The organism is Pseudomonas sp. NPDC087626, assembly GCF_044743405.1.
Taxonomy (GTDB): Bacteria; Pseudomonadota; Gammaproteobacteria; order Pseudomonadales; family Pseudomonadaceae; genus Aquipseudomonas.
This window is the reverse complement of record NZ_JBIUWJ010000003.1, coordinates 132,410-149,715: the sequence shown is the minus strand read 5'-3', so window position 1 is coordinate 149,715 and position 17,306 is coordinate 132,410. Positions and strand designations below refer to the sequence as shown.

Genomic DNA, 17,306 nt, shown 5'->3' with positions numbered 1-17,306 from the left:
CGCCGTTTCGTGATTTCAAGCCTCGCTGACTGCATTTGTTGGCCAATGCTCGGCGTGAGCCAGTAAAACCAAGGCTTCGCGTACTTGTGTCGGCGTATTGCAGACCTGCGGGAACGGCAGCCAGTACAGCGCCTGGCCAATGCGCAGGTGCATGCCTTCGGTATCGATGCCCGCCAGTTCTGCCGGTGCGGTCTTCGGCAAACCGGCTAGTTCCACGTAATGGGCGATGGCCTTGGCGTGATCGGCGTTCATGTGCTCGACCATGCTCACTTCAGCCTTGCCGGCGAAGGGGTTGGCCAGGGTCAACTGGTCGACCCAGTGAATCGCGCCAAAACCGCCGATGTAGCGATGACGTACCGGGTTGAGCACCCAGAAGTCGAAGTCATGGGCCTGGTGGTAATTGGCCGAGTCCGGGAAATAACGATAGTAGCGTCCCGCCGCTGCTTCGATCGCTGCCGGGTCTTCGAGCTTTTGCGCCTCGGCCAGGTAGGTCAGGCGACCAACGGCCTGGACGTCCTCGGCCTCACGCTCCCCCACCAGCAGCGAGCATTTCGGGTCTTTTTGCAGGTTGTGGGTGTGCTGGGCGATCCGGCTGATCAGGATCAGCGGCCGGCCCTGCTCGTCCAGGCAGTAAGGAACCACTGAGCCGAACGGGAAACCGGGCATCGCCTTGGAGAGGGTCGAGAGCACTCCACGGTATTCCTTGAGCAGCAATTCTCGGGCATGCTTGGCAGCTTCAACGCTCAATTTATGACTCCTTATATAGAATCCGTCGAAAAAACGGACAGGCTCCTGGAGAAAGTTCCAGCGATGCCATCGGGGGCAATTCTCATGTGCAGCCTAGCCACGTCAGGCGCAGATCGGGAGGCCCTCGACGAGGAAACCACTTCGACCTGCAACTGGGGCATGCGAATGCAACTCACTGACAAAGTAATCATTATCACTGGCGGTTGCCAGGGTTTAGGCCGTTCCATGGCCGAGTATTTCGCCGCCAAGGGCGCGAAACTGGCTCTGGTCGATCTCAACCAGGACAAGCTCGACCAGGCAGTCGCCGCGTGCCAGGCGGCCGGTGTCCAAGCCCGCGCCTACCTGTGCAACGTCGCCAATGAAGAGCAGGTGTGCCACATGGTGAGCCAGGTGGCCGAAGACTTCGGCGCGATCCATGGCCTGATCAACAATGCCGGGATCCTGCGTGACGGCCTGCTGGTCAAGGTCAAGGACGGCGAGATGAGCAAAATGAGCCTGGCCCAGTGGCAGGCAGTGATCGACGTCAACCTGACGGGCGTGTTCCTGTGCACCCGCGAGGTGGCAGCGAAGATGATCGAGCTCAAATCATCCGGCGCGATCATCAACATTTCGTCGATTTCCCGCGCCGGCAACGTTGGCCAGACCAACTACTCCGCCGCCAAGGCCGGTGTCGCCGCGGCCACCGTGACCTGGGCGCGGGAGTTGGCGCGCTACGGCATCCGTGTCGCGGGCATCGCCCCGGGGTTCATCGAAACCGAAATGACCCTGGGCATGAAGCCCGAAGCCCTGGAAAAAATGACCGCAGGGATTCCACTCAAGCGCATGGGCAAGCCCGAAGAGATCGCCCATTCGGCGGCCTATATCTTCGAAAATGACTACTACACCGGGCGTATCCTGGAAATGGATGGCGGGTTGCGGATCTAAGACGCGACAAAGAACAACTGTAGGAGCGAGCCTGCTCGCGAAGGTGTGTCAGGCACCGCGGTGTCGACTGATACACCATCGCGAGCAGGCTCGCTCCTACAGGGATTCGTATTTCAGCTTATTAGTCGTCGCTGACGCTGATATTCGGCATCGCCGGCGTCAAAGCTTCCTGCAATACAATCCGTGCGCCAACGTGACGTGCCAGCTCCTGGTAGACCATGGCGATCTGGCTGTCCGGCTCGGCGATCACGGTTGGTTTGCCACCGTCAGCCTGCTCGCGAATCACCATCGACAATGGCAACGACGCCAACAGTTCGACGCCGTACTGGCTGGCGAGCTTCTCGCCACCGCCCTCACCGAACAGATGCTCGGCATGACCGCAGTTGGAGCAGATGTGCACGGCCATGTTTTCCACCACGCCCAGCACCGGGATGTTGACCTTGCGGAACATCTCGACACCTTTGCGCGCATCCAGCAGGGCCAGGTCCTGGGGGGTGGTGACAATCACCGCGCCCGCCACCGGGACTTTCTGCGCCAGGGTCAGTTGAATGTCACCGGTGCCTGGCGGCATGTCGATCACCAGGTAGTCCAGGTCACCCCAGGCGGTCTGGGTGACCAATTGCAACAGGGCACCGGAGACCATCGGCCCGCGCCAGACCATCGGCGTGTTGTCATCGGTGAGGAACGCCATGGACATCACCTCGACCCCATGGGACTCGATCGGCACGAACCATTTCTGGTCCTTGACCTTGGGCCGGGTGCCCTCGGCGATACCGAACATGATGCCTTGGCTCGGGCCGTAGATATCGGCATCGAGAATGCCCACCCGGGCGCCTTCACGGGCCAGGGCCAGGGCCAGGTTCGCGGCCGTGGTGGACTTGCCCACCCCGCCCTTGCCGGACGCCACCGCCACCACGTTCTTGACGTTGGCCAGGCCCGGGATCTGTGCCTGGGCCTTGTGCGCGGCAATCCGCGTGGTGATCTCGACCTTGGCCGACGTCACGCCGTCCAGGCCTTCGATCGCCATCTGCAGCATCTGTGCCCAGCCGTTCTTGAACAGGCCGGCGGCGTAACCCAGTTCCAGCTGGACGCTGACGCGATCACCCTGGATATCGATGCCGCGCAGGCAACCGGCGCTGATCGGATCCTGGTTCAGGTAAGGGTCGGTGTACTGGCGAAGGACGGCTTCCACCGCTGCGCGATTGACGGCGCTCATGGGCAACTCCGATAACAAGTCTGGAAAAACAGGCGACTATCCTACCTGTTCTGATCTTTTCGCGGCCCCCCTTATTCAATCATCGGAGGAAACAACCACACGGGGTGAAAATTCTGCGCCAGCGCTTTATAGTGGCCGACCTCCGTTTCATCAAGTAGCCGAGCCCCATGTCCGAGCCACGCAAGATCCTCGTCACCAGCGCCCTGCCCTATGCCAATGGTTCAATCCACCTTGGCCATATGCTTGAGTACATCCAGACCGATATGTGGGTGCGCTTCCAGAAGCATCGCGGCAATCAATGCACTTACGTCTGCGCGGACGACGCCCACGGTTCGGCCATCATGCTGCGGGCAGAAAAAGAGGGGATCACCCCGGAACAACTGATCGCCAACGTCCAGGCCGAACACAGCGCCGACTTTGCCGAGTTCCTGGTGGACTTCGACAATTTCCACTCCACTCACGCCGAAGAAAACCGTGAGCTGTCGAGCCAGATCTACCTCAAGCTGCGTGACGCCGGGCACATTGCCACGCGTTCGATCACCCAGTATTTCGACCCGCAAAAGCAAATGTTCCTGGCCGATCGCTTCATCAAGGGCACCTGCCCGAAATGCGGCACCGAAGACCAGTACGGCGACAACTGCGAAAAATGCGGCGCCACCTATGCGCCCACCGACCTGAAGGATCCGAAGTCGGCGATCTCTGGCGCCACCCCGGTGCTCAAGGACTCCCAGCACTTCTTCTTCAAGCTGCCGGACTTCCAGCAGATGCTCCAGACCTGGACCCGCAGCGGCACCCTGCAGGACGCTGTAGCGAACAAGATCGCCGAATGGCTGGATGTCGGCCTGCAACAGTGGGACATCTCCCGCGATGCGCCGTACTTCGGCTTCGAGATCCCAGACGAGCCAGGCAAGTACTTCTACGTCTGGCTGGATGCCCCCATCGGCTACATGGCGAGCTTCAAGAACCTGTGTGCCCGTCGTCCCGAGCTGGACTTCGACGCGTACTGGGCCAAGGACTCCACCGCCGAGCTGTACCATTTCATCGGCAAGGACATTGTCAATTTCCACGCCCTGTTCTGGCCAGCCATGCTCGAGGGCGCGGGCTACCGCAAGCCGACCGGGATCAACGTGCACGGCTACCTGACCGTCAACGGCCAGAAAATGTCGAAATCGCGCGGCACCTTCATCAAGGCCCGCACCTACCTGGACCACCTGTCGCCGGAATACCTGCGTTACTACTACGCCTCCAAGCTGGGCCGTGGTGTCGACGACCTGGACCTGAACCTGGAAGACTTCGTGCAGAAGGTCAATTCGGACCTGGTGGGCAAGGTCGTCAACATTGCCAGTCGCTGCGCCGGTTTCATCCACAAAGGCAATGCCGGCGTGCTGGTCGACACCAACGCCGCGCCGGAGCTGACCGAGGCCTTCCTGGCCGCTGCACCGAGCATCGCCGACGCCTATGAAGCCCGCGACTTCGCCCGCGCCATGCGCGAAATCATGGGCTTGGCCGACCGCGCCAACGCCTGGATCGCCGACAAGGCGCCGTGGTCGCTGAACAAGCAGGAAGGCAAGCAGGAAGAAGTCCAGGCGATCTGCGCCACTGGCGTCAACCTGTTCCGCCAACTGGTGATCTTCCTCAAGCCAGTCCTGCCGTTGCTGGCCGCCGACGCCGAGGCGTTCCTCAACGTCGCGCCGCTGACCTGGAACGACCACGCGACCTTGCTCGCCAACCATCAGTTGAACGAGTTCAAGCCGCTGATGACCCGGATCGACCCGGTCAAGGTCCAGGCCATGACCGACGCTTCGAAAGAAGACCTCGCGGCCAGCCAGACCGACACCGGCACCGCGGCCCCACAAGGCAACGGTGAGCTGGCCAAGGACCCACTGTCGGCCGAGATCGAGTTCGACGCCTTTGCCGCCGTCGACCTGCGCGTCGCCCTGATCCTCAAGGCCGAAGCTGTGGAAGGTGCGGACAAATTGTTGCGCCTGACCCTGGACATCGGTGATGAGCAACGCAACGTGTTCTCGGGCATCAAGAGTGCCTACCCGGACCCGGCCAAGCTCGAAGGTCGCCTGACCATGATGATCGCCAACCTCAAGCCACGTAAAATGCGCTTCGGTATCTCCGAAGGCATGGTCATGGCAGCCGGTCCTGGCGGCGCAGAGATCTACCTGTTGAGCCCGGACAGCGGCGCCAAGCCGGGGCAGCGCATCAAGTAATCCGCCTGGCTGGACCGATCCCACCGTCACGCAATGCCGCGACGGTGGGATTTTCATATCTGCCCGCCGGATACTGCCTAATCTTCATGTACAGGCCTTTCCCTCGACCCGGCACGCCATGACCGACCTTCTGCTTACACTCATCAGCACTGCCCTGATCAACAACTTCCTGTTGCAGTGGCCGCTGGGCGTCGATCCCTTGCTGCAAGCCGCTCGCGCCCCCCAGGCAGAACGGCGCCAGGTCCACGCCCTGGGCATCAGCACCACCTGCCTGATGTTGCTCAACGGCGTCCTGGGTTATGCCGCTTATCATTGGCTGCTGGTGCCGCTGGGCCTGACGGCCCTGTACCTGTTGCTGTTGTTGCCCTTGAGTGTGCTGCCCATTTCACTGCTGCTGCGGGGGCTGACGCGGGCCTTGCCGCAATTGCCATTTGCCGGACTCTGGCCGTTGCTGCTCGGCAATGCCGGCGTGCTGGGCTTGAGCTTGATGAGCATGCATAGCGACCAGGGCCTGACCCGGCACCTGGCCCTTAGTCTGGGCGCCGGATTGGGCTTCTGGCTGGTCTTGGGCCTGTTCAGCGACCTGCGCCAGCGCACCCTCAATAACGATGTGCCGATGGCCTTTCGTGGCTTGCCGATCGACCTGATCAGCGCCGGATTGATCGCCGTGGCATTTCTCGGATTCAGTGGACTGATCAAAACATGAGTCTGATTCAACGCATCGACGCCCTCCTGCCCCAGACCCAATGCGGCAAGTGTGGTCACCCCGGGTGCAAGCCCTATGCTCAAGGCATTGCCAGCGGCGAGGCGATCAACAAGTGCCCGCCAGGCGGTGACGAGACCATCGTCGCACTCGCCGAACTGCTGAAGCTGCCGGTCATGCAACTGGACCACAGCCGGGGCTCGGCGCCGCCACAGGTTGCCTATATCCGGGAAGCCGAATGCATCGGCTGCACCAAGTGCATCCAGGCCTGCCCGATCGACGCGATTGTCGGCGCAGCCAAGCTGATGCACACCGTGATCATCGACGAATGCACCGGCTGTGACTTGTGTGTAGCCCCCTGTCCGGTGGACTGCATCGAAATGCACCCCCTGCCCTCGGCCCAGGTACTGCCGATCGTTGGCGGCCTGGCGTTCACTCCCGAGCAATTTCAAGCGCGCAGCATCAAACGCGAGCATGCCCGCCGGCGCTTCGAGCAACGCAACGCCCGGCTGGAGCGCGAAGAACAGCAGAGGCTGGCCGAGCGCGCGGCACGCGCAGCCAAAGCCGCACAGCCGGCAGCCACTGGTGCCAATCCGGTGCAGGACGCCATCGCCCGCGTGCAAGCGCAAAAAGCCGCAGCGGCCGATGCGGCCCTGAAAAAAGCCAAGATCGATGTGGCGATGAGCCGCGCGCAACTGCACAAATCCCTGAAAGCCTTCGGCCATCCGCCGACCAGCGAGCAACAAGCTCAACTGGTGGTGCTGCAACAGCAGTTCGAAGCCGCCGAACACGCCTTGGCGCAGCTCGAAAGCAGCGCCCCGGCCAATCCTCCGCAACCGCCCGCACCAGCCAATGACGCTGAACTCAAGCGGGCGAAAATCCACTTGGCGATGCGCCGCGCCGAACTGAGGAAAGCCCAGGACAACGCTGCGCCTGCCGAGCAACTGGCGGCCCTGAGCGCAGCGCTGGAACAGGCCGAACACGCCTTGCACGCCGCCGAGGACGCCAGCGACAAACCGCCACCGCAATTACTGCGCCGGGAAAAACGCCCGATCGACAGTCAGCTGCGACAACTCAAGACTGAACTGGCCTATGCCCGTGCCGAGGTGAGCAAACTGCAGCGACAGGCCCAGACACCGGCAGAGCTCTTGAGCCAGGCACGCGCCAGGCTCGAGGAGGCCGAGCGCCAGGTGAGCGACTATGTCGCCCCTTGAACCCGTCGACGATCGCCTGCAACAGGCGATGCAGCGTGTGCTGTTGGCCACCGTGCCGGGCATCCTGCTGTTGCTGTGGTTTAGCGGCTGGGGCGTGCTGTTCAATCTGCTGCTGGCGTGTACCAGTGCACTGGCAGTGGAAGCCGCGGTGCTGCGCCTGCGCGGTTACCCGCTCAAGCCGGCCCTGAGTGACGGCAGCGCCCTGGTCAGCGCCACCTTGCTGGCTCTGGCACTGCCCGCCTACTGCCCCTGGTGGTTGACGGTGAGCGCGGCGGCCGGGGCGATGCTGTTCGGCAAACACCTGTATGGCGGCGTGGGTAGAAACCCGTTCAACCCGGCCATGCTCGGCTTTGCCCTGGTGCTGGTGTGTTTCCCGCAACAGATGACCCACTGGCCCAGCCACGGACTGAGTCTGCAGGGTGGCCTGCAGCAGATTTTCGGCTTCAGCGCAGCTGCGCAACCGGACGCCTGGGCCCAGGCCACCGCGCTGGACAGCCTGCGAATCAATAAAAGCCTGACCATCGACGAACTGTTCGCCGCCAACCCGGCATTTGGGCAGTTGGGTGGCAAGGGGATTGAATGGGTGAGCCTGGCATTTCTCGCCGGCGGCGCCTTTCTCTTGCAGCAACGGGTGTTCAGTTGGCACGCCCCGGTGGGGATGCTCGGCAGCCTGTTCGTCATCAGCCTGTTGTGCTGGAACGGCTCGGGGTCCGACTCCCACGGTTCGCCACTGTTTCACCTGTTGAGCGGTGCCACCATGCTCGGCGCGTTTTTTATCGTCACCGAACCGGTGTCCGGGGCCAAGAGTCCCAAGGCACGCCTGCTGTTCGGTGTCGGCGTGGGCCTGTTGACCTACCTTATCCGAACCTGGGGCGGATACCCCGACGGAGTGGCGTTTGCAGTGCTGCTGATGAACCTCTGCGTGCCGGCCCTAGAGCGCCTCTGTGCAGCGCAACCGGAGCCGGCATCATGAAACGCAGCCTCAGCGTCCTGAGCCTGGTGATCATCGCCGTCCTGTGTGCTGGCGCCACTTACCTGGTGCAACAGCTCTTGGCGCCGCGGATTGGCGCGCAACAGCGGTTGATCGAGAGCCGCAACCTGCTGGACATGCTGCCCGCGGGTAGCTACGACAATCAGCCGCTGGACCAGCCACTGGCGATCAAGGGCGTGGTCCTGGCCAACAGCACACTGCTGGGTGGCTATCGGGCGAACCTCAATGGCAAGCCTGCGGCGATCATTTTGCTGAGTCGGGTCACCGGCTATGAAGGCCCCATCGACCTGCTGCTGGTAATCGATAGCCAGGGCAGGCTGCTGGGCGTCAAAACCCTCAAGCAAGGGGAAACCCCGGGGCTGGGAGCCAGGATCGCCACACACCCCAACCCTTGGCTGGCGGGTTTTATCGGCAAGTCGCGGAGTGAGCCGGGCGACAGCGGCTGGGCGCTGAAAAAGGACCAGGGCCAGTTCGATCAACTGGCCGGTGCGACCATCACCTCCCGTGCGGTGATCAGTGCGACCCACGATGCCTTGCGCTATTTCGATGAACACCAACCACAACTGCTCGGCAGCGCGCCATGAACAAGACCTCGACCCTTCAGAACTCCTTGATGCTGGCGCCTCTGATCGGCGCCAGTGACACGTTGCTGACGGCCTTGAGCCTGGCGCTGCTGTGTGTGCTGGTGATCGCTGTCTATGGGCTGAAAATGCGTCTGTTGCGAGCCTGGCTCAGCGCGCCCTTGCATCTGCCGGCCGGGATGCTGCTCGCCGCCACCTTGACCAGCCTGGCAGCGCTGGCGACTCAGGCCTGGGCGCTTGAGCTGCATCAGCACCTGGGCTTCTACATCGGCTTGATCGCCCTGCAATGCGTGGTGCTGGAGTGCAACGGTTTTTTCACCGAGACCCGCCTGCTTGACCGATTGCGTTTGTGTGCCCTGTTCGTCAGCCTGATGATTGGCCTGGGCTTGCTGCGCGAAGTGCTGGGGCACGGCTCGATCAGTTGGCATTTGCCATGGCTGGCTGCCGACGGCAGCGTACGACTGGCCATCCTCGCCCCCGGTGGGTTTATCCTGTTGGGATTGCTGCTGGCAGCCAGGCAAGCCTGGCTCGGCCGCACTCCGACACCCTGAACGCCTGCAAGGAATTGCTCTGCCCATGAATGCCGCAAAACGCCTGGAAATTTTCCGCAGGTTCCACGAAGACAATCCAGAACCGAAAACCGAGCTGGCCTATTCATCGCCCTTCGAACTGTTGATCGCGGTGATCCTCTCTGCGCAATCTACCGATGTCGGCGTCAATAAAGCCACGGCCAAGCTGTTCCCGGTAGCCAACACCCCGGCGGCGATTCATGCGCTCGGCGTCGAGGGCTTGTCCGAGTACATCAAGACTATCGGGCTGTACAACAGCAAGGCGAAGAATGTCATCGAGACCTGCCGCATGCTGGTGGAGCTGCATGGCGGTGAGGTGCCTCAAACCCGGGAAGAGCTTGAGGCACTGCCAGGAGTCGGCAGAAAGACTGCAAATGTGGTGCTGAACACGGCGTTCCGACAGTTGACCATGGCCGTCGACACCCATATTTTCCGGGTCAGTAACCGAACCGGTATTGCCCCCGGGAAGAATGTCGTCGAAGTCGAACACAAGCTGATGAAGTTTGTGCCCAAGCAATTTCTCCTCGACTCCCACCACTGGCTGATCTTGCATGGCCGCTATGTGTGCCTGGCGCGTAAGCCCCGGTGTGGCAGTTGCAGGATCGAAGACCTGTGCGAATTCAAGCAAAAAACCTCCGACGATTGAGGCGCTATTGGTTTTATTGATTTATCGATTGAAAAAATCTTTTTTACCCGCCAGGAGATTGTCGATATAAGGGGCGCCAATGGCTCTCTTAGCCTGGAGTTAACCTGATGAGTACTGGCAAAGAACAACTGGACGTAGAAGACGACTTCGCCCCTGTTGAGAGCGATGATGCAGAACCTATGGTGGAGGTCGCCAAGACCAACCTGAACAAGCGCCGCACCATCGATAATCTCCTGGAGGAGCGACGTCTGCAAAAGCAGTTGGCCGATTACGACTTTGACCTCTGACCGCTGAAAGCCTCCCTCCGTGGAGGCTTTTGTCATTTAGCGATCCGTGCCCCAAAAAGTACTTCGGTGACGAAGTGCCGGGCTAGCCGTCTTGTACCCTCGCACCTCAGACCAGCCCATTTCGCTGGGCCAGTTCAATCAGATCGACAAGCGAGCGAGCGTTCAGCTTGAGCAGAAGCCGAGTCTTGTAAGTACTGACGGTTTTATTACTGAGAAACATGCCATCGGCTATTTCCTTGTTGGTCTTGCCCCGGGCCAATTGTTGCAACACCATCATCTCTCTTCCGGACAAGCGCTCTACCATATCCGACTCACTGGTATTACCCAGCGACGAGCGGACCGAGTGCAATGCCTGGTTCGGAAAATAGCTGTACCCAGACAATACCGCCTTGATAGCGCTGAGTAGCTCGGTGAGCTCCTGCTGTTTGCAGACATATCCAATTGCCCCCGCCTGCATGCAGCGCATCGAAAAATGCCCGGGCGTCTGTGAAGTCAGGACCAGTACTTTCACGGAAAAGCTCATCGAATTCAAACGCGCAATGACTTCCAGACCATCCAGCTTGGGAATGCCTATATCCAGTATGACGATATCCGGCATGTGTTCACGGGCAAGTTGCAACGCATCCACGCCATTGTCCGTTTCAGCAATAACTTCGTAGCCATGACGCTCCATTAGCATGCGTACAGCAAGTCGAATGACGGGGTGATCATCCACGATCAGCACTTTATTCATGGGCAAGTCCAATTTTCGCTGTTCGAATTTTTAGAGTCAGCACAATAGCCTAGTCGTTTCGACCTGGGGATCCCGCCCAAGGCAAGCCCCCCCTGCGAGAGACAATCCCTACAAACATCAAGGATTATTCCCACAGGAAATCACAAAAAACAATGTCGCTTAAAGTTTAAGCCCCGCATCCCCCCTGCACCAATAACGAATTTTCGCCCATGACAAGGAGTGAAGATCAAACTAACATTTAGGATGCAACTGCGTCTTCCTTCGCTAAACTTCACTCCAACAACAATGAGTCGAGCCTAGCGAACAGCACTTGAAGAACCTTTAATCTCGAACGGAACTCCGCCACCCCACATAAAAGCCAGGTAACACTCAAACTAACCAACACCCAAAAAATATCTAGAAACAACCCTGACAACCGAGAAACCAATTAAGTTTTATCGTAACAAGTGCCCCCTCAAAGAGATTATGGCACCACGCAGGCTGGTTGCCCCTTAACATTACCATCAAAGGTCATTCAAATATCAAGCGAGTAGCCAAAATGAACGTACTTCAGAAAAAAATCGCCAACCCCATGACAATCATTGCGATCTTCGCGGCACTGTCCGAAACTTCCGCCGCGGTGTCATTGCCCTTCCTCGATGATGAGAACCGGGAAGTATATATATGGTTTTTAATCAGTTTCCCCTTCTACCTGCTATTCCTATTTTTTATCACCCTCAACTTCAACTACAAATCCCTGTATGCACCTTCGGACTTCCAGAAGAGCAAGCAGTTTTTGAAGGTGATCGATGACGCCACCCGAGGTGAGAAAAAATCCGCTTCTGCCACGGCCCAAGCAAGCAAGGTCAACCCCGCACGCCCAGACCCGCGCAAGAGCCCTGGGGCGGTCAAAACCAAGCCCGACTACTTGCTTCCCAGCACGCAGGACCCGCCCCCTGGCATCACCTTCTACACCCACCTGCGCCCTCAACAGCAGTTGCCCATGCCCGCTTCGGTGCAATACATACGTATCGTCGATGCCCGGTGGATCCGCAAGAAAAAGGACACCTGTCAGTTGATGGAGAAACTCGACCAACCCCGGCCAAGCCAACCCAGACTGACAATGCTGCTGACTTGTCAGGAGTCGGAGCCAGTGATCAATGAAAAGTTGAAGAAGTCTGATGTAAAAGCACTCAATGCTCAGGATTCCGTGTGCCTGTTCTATAACGTGAGCACGCAGGCAATGACTGTCGTTCGCAAGACTGATTCCCGTCTTGATGCAGTGACAGACCGGCAAGATGGTTTTTCATCGAGGCAGGAACAAAGGGAGGGGGAAGCTGGCGGTATTGCGGATAACGGCGCTACTGCCCGGATGACAGATTAACGCTTGGCCATCGAGGCCCACAGAACAGGTCGCGACCGTTGTGCACCCGCCTCGAGCAGGCGCACAACGGTTGATCAGCGCAACAGCATCAGAACAACTTGCGGCCCTTGTTGGCTGCAATGCGCATACGCAGGGCGTTGAGCTTGATGAAGCCAGCAGCATCCGCCTGGTTGTAAGCGCCGCCATCTTCTTCGAAGGTGGCGATGTTGGCGTCGAACAACGACTCGTCGGACTTGCGACCGGTAACGATCACGTTGCCCTTGTACAGCTTCAGGCGAACCACGCCGTTCACGTGCACCTGGGAAGCGTCGATCATCTGTTGCAGCATCAGACGCTCAGGGCTCCACCAGTAGCCGGTGTAGATCAGGCTGGCATACTTGGGCATCAGCTCGTCTTTGAGGTGAGCCACTTCACGGTCCAGGGTGATCGATTCGATCGCCCGGTGGGCGCGCAGCATGATGGTGCCGCCTGGGGTTTCGTAGCAGCCACGGGACTTCATGCCCACGTAACGGTTCTCGACGATGTCGAGACGACCGATACCGTGTTCGCCACCAATACGGTTGAGGGTCGCCAGCACGGTGGCCGGGGTCATTTCGACGCCGTCCAATGCAACGATGTCGCCGTTACGGTAGGTCAGTTCCAGGTACTGCGGTTTATCTGGAGCGTTCTCCGGGGAGACGGTCCATTTCCACATGTCTTCTTCGTGCTCGGTCCAGGTATCTTCCAGCACGCCGCCTTCATAGGAGATGTGCAGCAGGTTGGCATCCATCGAGTACGGGGATTTCTTCTTGCCATGGCGCTCGATCGGGATCGCGTGCTTCTCGGCGTAGTCCATCAGCTTCTCGCGGGACAGCAGGTCCCACTCACGCCATGGAGCAATGACTTTTACCCCTGGCTTGAGGGCATAGGCACCCAGTTCAAAACGAACCTGGTCGTTGCCTTTGCCGGTGGCACCGTGGGAAATGGCGTCAGCACCGGTTTCATTGGCGATTTCGATGAGGCGTTTGGCGATCAACGGACGTGCGATGGAAGTACCCAGCAGGTACTCGCCTTCGTATACGGTGTTGGCACGGAACATCGGGAACACGAAATCACGCACGAATTCTTCGCGCAGATCGTCGATGTAGATTTCTTTGACGCCCATGGCTTGTGCCTTGGCGCGAGCCGGTTCGACCTCTTCGCCTTGACCCAGGTCAGCGGTGAATGTCACCACTTCACAGTTATAAGTATCCTGCAGCCACTTGAGGATCACCGAAGTGTCCAGGCCGCCGGAATACGCCAGAACGACCTTGTTTACGTCCGCCATGCCATCACTCCACGGGGTTCTACGGAAAGCCGATAAGTCTAACGCTGCGAGCGGATAAATTACAGAGGCGCGACAGCTTATGACGACGAAGCGACAGATTATGTCGAGCGGGCGACGATTTCGACGGGTTCAGGAGGTCGCTGCCGCGCCACCCGCAGAGCTGACTTGAGGGGCAGGATCGGCCGCAGGTTCGAGTCGTTCGAGCTGCACGCTGACCCGACGGTTTTTCGCCCGGTTGGCGGCACTGCTGTTGGGTGCCACTGGATAACGCTCGCCGTGAAAGCGCAGGGTCACCTGTGATTCCTGGATGCCGTTGGCCTTGAGGTATTCCATCACGGCCAGCGCCCTGCGTCGCGACAGGTCACGGTTGGTCAGGCGATTACCGCTGTTATCGGAATGGCCGTCAATTTGAATATGATTGACCGTCGGATCGGCCTTCATGAAGCTCAGCATGGCCTGCAAGCGGCTTTTCGCCTGTGCATCCAGTTCGATTCCGCCCCCTGGAAAACCTACCGCCGCCTGCTTCACCTGCTCGTAGTTCATTGGTAGCAATTTGGCTACGCAGCCCTGGTAATCGGCATAGGCCTTGCTGAAACTGACCGGCAGCAGGCGCACTTCCGACACTCGACCGTCAGGCGCGGAATGCCGGATCAACGGACTGCGGCCCTCCATCAAACCACCGATCAGGCGACCGGCCTGCGCCTGCGAACTGTTGAACAGCACCTCGCCACTGCCCAGCCTGACCGAACCCAGGTTGATGTCCGCGCGCCCTGGCTGCCAGGGTGCCGCCGCCGCCAGCAAGGTCGCCGAGCCACCACTGAGCATCGGGTTATAGGCTTTCAACCGAAAGGTGGCCTGCTCGCCCGCCCGCCGCACGAACTCGCCCGCACCAAAATCGGTGATCGGTTGGCTCAGGCGGCATTCGAACTTGTCGCCCTCGACCTTCCACTCAGTGCTCTCCAGGCGCGTCTGGAAAGTGAGTGCCATGGCAGGAAGGCTGGCGAACACACTGAGCAAGGCTAGATAACGCTGGCGCACGGGAGGCTCCACTGACTTCTGCAACAAAAAGACCGACACACATGTTTACGGCATACCTTGGTGATATCGGTTACGTCCGACAAAACTTGATAGCGAGTGCCTGCAAGAGTCTTTTCCGGTAGCATTCCCATGAGTTTGACCCGCCTGGAATCCCCAATGTCCGACCGCCTGACCCTGCTGCGTCCCGACGACTGGCATATTCATCTTCGCGATGGTGCTGCGTTGCCCAATACTGTCGCGGATGTCGCGCGCACCTTTGGTCGCGCCATCATCATGCCCAACCTGGTACCACCGGTGCGCAATGCCGCTGAAGCCGACGCCTACCGCCAGCGCATTCTCGCTGCGCGCCCGGCCGGCAGCCGCTTTGAGCCACTGATGGTGCTCTACCTGACCGACCGCACCACCGCGGACGAAATCCGCACCGCCAAGGCCAGCGGTTTCGTGCACGCCGCCAAGCTGTATCCGGCCGGTGCAACGACCAACTCGGACTCCGGTGTCACCAGTATCGACAAGATCTTCCCTGCGATCGAGGCCATGGCCGAAGTCGGGATGCCCTTGCTGATCCACGGTGAAATCACCCGCGGCGACGTCGACGTCTTCGATCGCGAGAAAATCTTCATCGACGAGCACATGCGTCGGCTCGTCGAGCGTTTTCCAACGCTCAAGGTGGTGTTCGAACACATCACCACCGGCGATGCCGTGCAGTTCGTCAACGAGGCCTCGGCCAACGTCGGCGCCACCATCACCGCGCACCACTTGCTGTACAACCGCAATCACATGCTGGTTGGCGGGATTCGCCCGCACTTCTACTGCCTGCCGATCCTCAAGCGCAACACCCACCAGGTCGCCCTGCTGGATGCCGCTACCAGTGGCAGTGAAAAGTTCTTCCTCGGTACCGACTCGGCTCCCCATGCCCAGCACGCCAAGGAAGCCGCCTGTGGCTGTGCCGGCTGCTACACCGCCTATGCCGCGATCGAGCTGTACGCCGAGGCGTTTGAACAGCGTAACGCGCTGGACAAGCTCGAAGCCTTCGCCAGCCTCAACGGCCCGCGTTTCTACGGCCTGCCAGCGAACACCGATCGCATTACCCTGGTCCGCGAAGAATGGACCGCCCCAACCAGCCTGCCCTTCGGCGAGCTGACTGTCATCCCGCTGCGCGCCGGTGAAAAACTGCGCTGGCGCCTGCTGGAGGAACACGCGTGAGTGAAGACCATTACGACGACGAACAGGAAGGTCAAGGTGGTGGCGGCTCGCGTCACCCGATGGCAGCCAGGTTTCGGGGATATCTGCCAGTCGTCGTTGACGTTGAAACCGGTGGTTTCAACTGTGCCACTGACGCCCTGCTGGAAATCGCCGCGACGACCATCGCCATGGACGAAAAGGGTTTTGTGTTCCCGGACCACACCTACTTCTTCCGTGTAGAGCCGTTCGAAGGCGCCAACATCGAAGCTGCGGCGCTGGAGTTCACCGGCATCAAGCTCGATCATCCGCTGCGCATGGCCGTGAGTGAAGAGACGGCCCTGACCGATATCTTCCGCGGCGTGCGCAAGGCGTTGAAAGCCAATGGCTGCAAACGGGCAATCCTGGTCGGCCACAACAGCAGTTTCGACCTGGGCTTCCTCAATGCCGCCGTGGCGCGCCTGGACATGAAGCGCAACCCGTTCCACCCGTTCTCCAGCTTCGACACCGCGACACTGGCGGGCCTGGCCTACGGCCAAACCGTGCTGGCCAAGGCCTGCCAGGCAGCAGACATCGACTTCGACGGTCGCGAGGCCCACTCGGCTCGCTACGACACCGAGAAGACCGCTGATCTGTTCTGCGGCATCGTCAACCGCTGGAAACAAATGGGCGGCTGGGAAGACTTCAACGACTGATCGGTCGCAGGTTTTTCTCAACCCACAAAAAAACCGGCCACTTGGGCCGGTTTTTTTGAGCCTGAGGCGCGTGGCTTACAGCTTGCCAGCGTTCTCGGACAGGTAAGCAGCAACGCCTTCTGGCGAAGCAGTCATACCTTTGTCGCCTTTTTTCCAGTTAGCCGGGCAAACTTCGCCGTGCTCTTCGTGGAATTGCAGCGCGTCGACCAGACGGATCAGCTCTTCCATGTTACGGCCCAGTGGCAGGTCGTTGACGATCTGCGAGCGGACAACACCTTTGTCGTCGATCAGGAACGCGCCACGGAAAGCTACGCCGCCTTCGGATTCAACGTCGTACGCCTTGGCGATGTCGTGCTTCATGTCAGCAGCCATGATGTACTGGACCTGACCGATGCCGCCGGCATTGATCGGGGTGTTGCGCCAGGCGTTGTGGGTGAAGTGCGAGTCGATCGACACCGCGATCACTTCCACGTTACGCGCCTTGAAGTCAGCCATGCGGTGGTCCAGAGCGATCAGCTCGGACGGGCAAACGAAGGTGAAGTCCAACGGGTAAAAGAACACCAGGCCGTATTTGCCTTTGATGGCCGAGGACAGGGTGAAGCTGTCGACGATTTCGCCATTGCCGAGTACGGCCGGTACGGTGAAGTCAGGGGCTTGTTTGCCTACGAGTACGCTCATTGGATATCTCCTGGTGTAGTGCGTGAAGAAAGGTAGCGATCCAGTCTGCCGCCGGTAAACGACAGCTTCGTGAAACGGCTACCGTTCGCAAAGACCGACCATCATACACTGCGTTTTTGACCTGTCGCCATGTAGCCGTTCGTCAGGCAAGTGACGAACGATCACAACAGGCACGGAAACCACTTTGACAATCATTCTCGTTAACATTAAGATCCAT

The 17,306-nt window shown here is 59.7% G+C and carries 18 protein-coding genes; 12 read left to right on the top strand and 6 right to left on the bottom strand.

All coding sequences use genetic code 11. From position 1 onward, the window contains the following. Positions 1-15: 15 nt before the first annotated feature. Positions 16-747 (bottom strand): HugZ family protein, encoded by a 732-nt coding sequence (locus tag ACIOVD_RS04270; protein ID WP_095165891.1) that lies wholly within the window; start codon positions 745-747, stop codon positions 16-18. Between the two features lie 165 nt (positions 748-912). Here ACIOVD_RS04270 and ACIOVD_RS04265 point away from each other — a divergent pair, with 165 nt between their 5' ends. Further along, the gene (locus ACIOVD_RS04265; RefSeq protein ID WP_095165893.1) at positions 913-1,671 is read left to right on the top strand and encodes an SDR family oxidoreductase; all 759 of its coding nucleotides are present in this window, start codon (positions 913-915) and stop codon (positions 1,669-1,671) included. 121 nt (positions 1,672-1,792) lie between these two features. Here the strand turns inward: ACIOVD_RS04265 and apbC are convergent, their stop codons facing one another. Then, entirely contained in the window at positions 1,793-2,887 is a 1,095-nt protein-coding gene (gene apbC, locus ACIOVD_RS04260) for an iron-sulfur cluster carrier protein ApbC (RefSeq protein WP_095165895.1), read from the bottom strand. 167 nt (positions 2,888-3,054) lie between these two features. On the opposite strand from apbC, the gene metG reads away from it, so the two are divergent. The 8 genes from metG (at position 3,055) to ACIOVD_RS04220 (ending at position 10,097) form a co-directional block, all read left to right on the top strand. Further along, positions 3,055-5,106: a methionine--tRNA ligase gene (gene metG / locus ACIOVD_RS04255; RefSeq protein ID WP_095165897.1), complete on the top strand. Its 2,052-nt coding sequence runs from the start codon at positions 3,055-3,057 to the stop codon at positions 5,104-5,106. Positions 5,107-5,224: 118 nt separating this feature from the next. Continuing rightward, a complete protein-coding gene (locus ACIOVD_RS04250; RefSeq protein ID WP_401126310.1) occupies positions 5,225-5,812 on the top strand; it encodes an Rnf-Nqr domain containing protein in 588 nt (195 codons plus the stop codon). Next, positions 5,809-7,023, top strand: a complete 1,215-nt coding sequence (rsxB, locus tag ACIOVD_RS04245; RefSeq protein ID WP_401126308.1) for an electron transport complex subunit RsxB — start codon at positions 5,809-5,811, stop codon at positions 7,021-7,023. The genes ACIOVD_RS04250 and rsxB overlap by 4 nt, the downstream gene beginning before the upstream one ends. After that, positions 7,010-7,996, top strand: coding sequence for an RnfABCDGE type electron transport complex subunit D (locus tag ACIOVD_RS04240; RefSeq protein ID WP_095165902.1), 987 nt, complete (start codon positions 7,010-7,012; stop codon positions 7,994-7,996). Before rsxB ends, ACIOVD_RS04240 begins: the two co-directional genes overlap by 14 nt. Then, the gene (locus tag ACIOVD_RS04235) at positions 7,993-8,598 is read left to right on the top strand and encodes an RnfABCDGE type electron transport complex subunit G (protein WP_401126306.1); all 606 of its coding nucleotides are present in this window, start codon (positions 7,993-7,995) and stop codon (positions 8,596-8,598) included. Before ACIOVD_RS04240 ends, ACIOVD_RS04235 begins: the two co-directional genes overlap by 4 nt. Then, complete coding sequence (locus ACIOVD_RS04230; RefSeq protein WP_401126304.1) at positions 8,595-9,146, top strand: Rnf-Nqr domain containing protein; 552 nt, start codon at positions 8,595-8,597, stop codon at positions 9,144-9,146. The genes ACIOVD_RS04235 and ACIOVD_RS04230 overlap by 4 nt, the downstream gene beginning before the upstream one ends. Positions 9,147-9,171: 25 nt before the next feature. Beyond that, positions 9,172-9,810 (top strand): endonuclease III, encoded by a 639-nt coding sequence (nth, locus tag ACIOVD_RS04225; RefSeq protein WP_095165908.1) that lies wholly within the window; start codon positions 9,172-9,174, stop codon positions 9,808-9,810. A gap of 107 nt (positions 9,811-9,917) precedes the next feature. Then, positions 9,918-10,097, top strand: coding sequence for a PA3496 family putative envelope integrity protein (locus tag ACIOVD_RS04220; protein ID WP_095165910.1), 180 nt, complete (start codon positions 9,918-9,920; stop codon positions 10,095-10,097). Positions 10,098-10,203: 106 nt separating this feature from the next. Here ACIOVD_RS04220 and ACIOVD_RS04215 read toward each other — a convergent pair whose 3' ends face one another. Continuing rightward, the gene (locus tag ACIOVD_RS04215) at positions 10,204-10,830 is read right to left on the bottom strand and encodes a response regulator transcription factor (protein WP_095165911.1); all 627 of its coding nucleotides are present in this window, start codon (positions 10,828-10,830) and stop codon (positions 10,204-10,206) included. 538 nt (positions 10,831-11,368) lie between these two features. Here ACIOVD_RS04215 and ACIOVD_RS04210 point away from each other — a divergent pair. Next, positions 11,369-12,193, top strand: coding sequence for a hypothetical protein (locus tag ACIOVD_RS04210; protein ID WP_401126301.1), 825 nt, complete (start codon positions 11,369-11,371; stop codon positions 12,191-12,193). Positions 12,194-12,281: 88 nt separating this feature from the next. Here ACIOVD_RS04210 and ACIOVD_RS04205 read toward each other — a convergent pair whose 3' ends face one another. After that, on the bottom strand, positions 12,282-13,499 hold the full coding sequence (locus ACIOVD_RS04205) for an argininosuccinate synthase (protein ID WP_029295244.1): 1,218 nt from the start codon (positions 13,497-13,499) through the stop codon (positions 12,282-12,284). Between the two features lie 129 nt (positions 13,500-13,628). Further along, a complete protein-coding gene (locus tag ACIOVD_RS04200) occupies positions 13,629-14,537 on the bottom strand; it encodes an OmpA family protein (protein WP_401126299.1) in 909 nt (302 codons plus the stop codon). A 156-nt stretch (positions 14,538-14,693) separates the two neighbouring features. Here ACIOVD_RS04200 and pyrC point away from each other — a divergent pair, with 156 nt between their 5' ends. After that, a complete protein-coding gene (gene pyrC / locus ACIOVD_RS04195; RefSeq protein WP_095165915.1) occupies positions 14,694-15,740 on the top strand; it encodes a dihydroorotase in 1,047 nt (348 codons plus the stop codon). Then, positions 15,737-16,411 carry a ribonuclease T gene (gene rnt / locus ACIOVD_RS04190; protein WP_095165917.1) on the top strand — a complete coding sequence of 225 codons (675 nt, stop codon included), beginning with the start codon at positions 15,737-15,739 and terminating at the stop codon, positions 16,409-16,411. The genes pyrC and rnt overlap by 4 nt, the downstream gene beginning before the upstream one ends. 75 nt (positions 16,412-16,486) lie before the next feature. On the opposite strand, the gene ACIOVD_RS04185 is transcribed toward rnt, so the two are convergent. Next, positions 16,487-17,089 carry a peroxiredoxin gene (locus ACIOVD_RS04185; RefSeq protein ID WP_007922432.1) on the bottom strand — a complete coding sequence of 201 codons (603 nt, stop codon included), beginning with the start codon at positions 17,087-17,089 and terminating at the stop codon, positions 16,487-16,489. Between the last annotated feature and the right edge of the window lie 217 nt (positions 17,090-17,306).